This is a genomic window from Candidatus Binatia bacterium (genome assembly GCA_036382395.1).
In the GTDB taxonomy this organism is placed as follows: Bacteria; Desulfobacterota; Binatia; order HRBIN30; family HRBIN30; genus JAGDMS01.
Window position 1 is genome coordinate 1 of record DASVHW010000254.1, and the last position, 3225, is coordinate 3225.

Genomic DNA, 3225 nt, shown 5'->3' on the forward strand with positions numbered 1-3225 from the left:
TGCTGGCTGGTGTTGCGCGGCGTGAAGACCCTGTCGGTTCGTATGCGCCAGCACGACGAGAACGGCCGCACCATCGCCGACTACCTCGATGGACACAAGAAAATCAAGAAAGTCTTCTATCCGGGACTGCTGGATCACCCGCAACACGAGCTCGCGCGGCGCCAGATGTCGGGCTTCGGCTCGATGATTACCTTCGAGACCGGCTCGCTCGGCAACGCCAAGCGCATGTTGAAACGGGCCAAGGGGACACTCTCGCTGGGCGAATCGCTGGGCGGCGTGGAGACGCTGATCTCTCATCCCGCCACCATGACGCACGCCGCGCTGGGCGAAAAAGGACGCCGCGCCATCGGCCTCACCGACGGCATGGTCCGCATCTCGGTCGGCATCGAGGACGTGGAGGACATCATCTCCGACCTGGAGTACGCGCTGGCCGGGATTTAGTTGTACGTATAAATATGTATTGACAGAGGTGTACGTACAGACGAGAATAGGGCTGTCCCGAGCGAATCATGCGCTTTGAGTGGGACGAAGAGAAAAACCGGCGCAACAAGCTGAAGCACGGCATTTCGTTCCAGACCGCTGCCGTCGTATTCGACGATCCTTTCCGCAAGACCGAGGACGACATTGTTGTAAACGGTGAGCAGCGGTTGCGAACGATTGGGATGTTGAAAAGCCTAACGATCGCTCTTGTGATTCACCTGACGGAGGACGAGGATGGGGAAGAGATCATCAGAATCATCTCGGCCCGCAAAGCTGCGCCGCATGAGCGAAGAGGATATCCGGCGGTATAGCGAAACCGAAGAGTTTCGTAAAGAGGTCGAGGCTCTGGCTGCAATGCCCGACGATCAGATCGACTTTTCTGACATCCCCGAATTGACCGAGGCTGATTTCCGTCGGATGGTCCCCACCCGTATGCTGATGTACCGTCCCCTGAAAAAGCCTGTCACGATGAGACTCGATGTTGACGTACTTGAATGGCTCAAGAGCACTGGACCAGGATATCAATCGCTGGCGAACCGCCTGCTTCGTTACCAGATGTGTTTGGCGCTGACCCATCGCAAGCGCCATGAGAATAGACCGCGAAAATCTGTCGCAACCAACGGCAGCGGCGTGAAGAAATCTGCAAACGGCAAGTCCCGCCGCCGCGCCTGATCACCGCAGAAACGGATTCGTTTTCCGCTCCTCGCCAATCGTGGTTAACTTACCGTGTCCCGGCACGACGATCGTCTCGTCCGGCAGCGCCAGCACCTTGGTGTGCAGCGATTGCAGGATCTTTTCCATCGAGCCGCCCGGCAGGTCGGTCCGCCCAATGCTTCCGGCGAACAGTGTGTCGCCCGCAAGCAGTTTCTGCTGGGCAGGGAAGTAGAGGCAGACGCTTCCTTCAGTGTGTCCGGGAGTATGCATCACCGTTGCTTCAATGGCCCCGACTTTCAGCCGGTCGGCGTCGCCCACACTCTGGTCAATCGCGACCTTTCCCGGCGATCGCATGCCCACCCACGCCGCCTGCACGTCGAGCATCTTGAGCAGCATGTCGTCGTTCTGGTTGAGCAGGATGGGCGCACCGGTGCGCTGCTTCAGCTTCATCGCTCCGCCAACGTGGTCGATGTGCGCGTGCGTCACCACGATCTGTTTCACCGTCAGGCCGTGGCGCTCGACGATGGCCATGATCTGGTCGATGTTGTCGCCGGGATCGATCACCATCGCCTCGCGCGACTTCTCATCGCCGACGACGGAGCAATTGCACTGCAGCGGCCCAACCGGGAATATTTCGTGGATCATCGGAAAGAAGCTCTCCGCTTTCAGCTTGCAGCTTAAAGCACCCGAAGGTTTTGCTAAACAGCAAAGGCTCCCGATTGGGAACCTTACTGGAAGATTGAAAGCTGATCGCTACCGCTTCGGCGGTGTCGGTGAAGTGGGGTCGGAGGACGGCAGGTTGACCGGGGCCTTCTCCGGCGCCGGCTGTGATTTCTGTGTTGGGGCGCCCTGCAATACCGACGACGAGCTCGGCCGGCGCGCGGCAAAAACCGACAGCGTGATGGACGTCAGCATGAACATGATGGCCGCCCATGTCGTCGCCTTGCTCAACACGGTGGCCGCACCGCGCGGGCCGAAAGCAGTCTGGCTGCCCATGCCACCAAAAGCGGCCGCGATATCGCCGCTCTTGCCGTGCTGCAGCAGGACCACGATGATGAGAAAGAAACAAACGATAATGTGAATAGTCGTAATCAGATAGATCATTCTCTGCGATTCCTGACCGAACTCAAAGATGGTGCGGAAGGGGGGATTTGAACCCCCACGCCTTTCGGCGCCACCCCCTCAAGATGGTGTGTCTGCCAGTTCCACCACTTCCGCACTGCGCCTGATCAGGCCCATCGCGCACGACGAGCACACCGGGCCGGAGGGGTAGAGAGCGGCCCGATTCATTCTGAGGCCCTACGATTATAACAAATTGCATGCATCCCGAATGGGTGGACGCGAGCCTTGTCTGACGCATGCAGGGCGGAATTGAACGGCCAAACAGCTCGACGAGACGCCCTATCGCTTATACCCAATCTGGCGAAGGAACCCGTGCCGCGCCTCGACCTCCTGCGGTCCCTCGACGCCCTGGGGCGAACTTCCGTCGATGACGCCCACGATCCCGCGGCCCTGCTCGGACTTCGCCACGATCACCTGCACCGGGTTGGAGGTCGCGCAGAAAATGCAGCAAACCTCGGGCACGTTCTGGATGGCATTTGTCAGGTTGATGGGGAATGCCTGCCGTACCACGACATAGAACGTGTGTCCCGCACCCACCGCCTGCGCCATACGGACCGCCGTCTGTTTCAACTCTTCGTCGTTGCCTTCGGCGCGGATGAGGCAGGGGCCGGAGGCTTCGTTAAAGGCGACGCCGAATTTCGCCTGCGGGACTGAATTGACCACAGCTTCGTAAATGTCTTCAACGCTCTTGATAAAGTGGGTCTGTCCGACCACGATATTCGCGTCGCTCGGGAACTCCAGCCGCACGCTTTCAAACTCGAGCATAGTCCCTGCTTTTCCGTAACGCCGGCGTCCGATGGGCCGACGCTGCCGTCTTACTGCACCTTTACGTTGACCTGGTACTTCCCATCCAGCGCCACCTGCACCGTTTCCCCCGACCCAAGATATTGCTTCAGTACTACCGGCTTCGACCACTCCAGTTCCCAGCCGTTCTCGATGGCGAGCAGCGTGTACCTGCCGGGAGTCACG

Annotated in this window: 6 protein-coding genes and 1 tRNA gene; 3 read left to right on the plus strand and 4 right to left on the minus strand. The window is 59.3% G+C overall.

What is annotated here, in order from left to right; genetic code table 11:
• From VF515_11800 to VF515_11810, 3 genes are all read left to right on the plus strand, one after another.
• Nucleotides 1-441: PLP-dependent transferase (locus VF515_11800; GenBank protein HEX7408318.1), on the plus strand; the 441-nt coding region annotated here is incomplete at its 5' end.
• 68 nt (nt 442-509) lie between these two features.
• Nucleotides 510-791 (plus strand): BrnT family toxin, encoded by a 282-nt coding sequence (locus VF515_11805; protein HEX7408319.1) that lies wholly within the window; start codon nt 510-512, stop codon nt 789-791.
• Nucleotides 763-1152 carry a BrnA antitoxin family protein gene (locus VF515_11810; GenBank protein HEX7408320.1) on the plus strand — a complete coding sequence of 130 codons (390 nt, stop codon included), beginning with the start codon at nt 763-765 and terminating at the stop codon, nt 1150-1152. The genes VF515_11805 and VF515_11810 overlap by 29 nt, the downstream gene beginning before the upstream one ends.
• On the opposite strand, the gene VF515_11815 is transcribed toward VF515_11810, so the two are convergent.
• The 4 genes from VF515_11815 to VF515_11830 all read right to left on the minus strand — a co-directional run bounded on the left by VF515_11815 (nt 1153) and on the right by VF515_11830 (nt 3021).
• Entirely contained in the window at nt 1153-1779 is a 627-nt protein-coding gene (locus VF515_11815) for an MBL fold metallo-hydrolase (protein HEX7408321.1), read from the minus strand.
• A 108-nt stretch (nt 1780-1887) separates the two neighbouring features.
• Nucleotides 1888-2238, minus strand: coding sequence for a preprotein translocase subunit SecG (gene secG / locus VF515_11820; protein ID HEX7408322.1), 351 nt, complete (start codon nt 2236-2238; stop codon nt 1888-1890).
• A 29-nt stretch (nt 2239-2267) separates the two neighbouring features.
• Nucleotides 2268-2352: transfer RNA gene (locus VF515_11825), tRNA-Leu, on the minus strand.
• 183 nt (nt 2353-2535) lie between these two features.
• Nucleotides 2536-3021, minus strand: a complete 486-nt coding sequence (locus VF515_11830; protein ID HEX7408323.1) for an adenosine-specific kinase — start codon at nt 3019-3021, stop codon at nt 2536-2538.
• Nucleotides 3022-3225 lie beyond the last annotated feature (204 nt).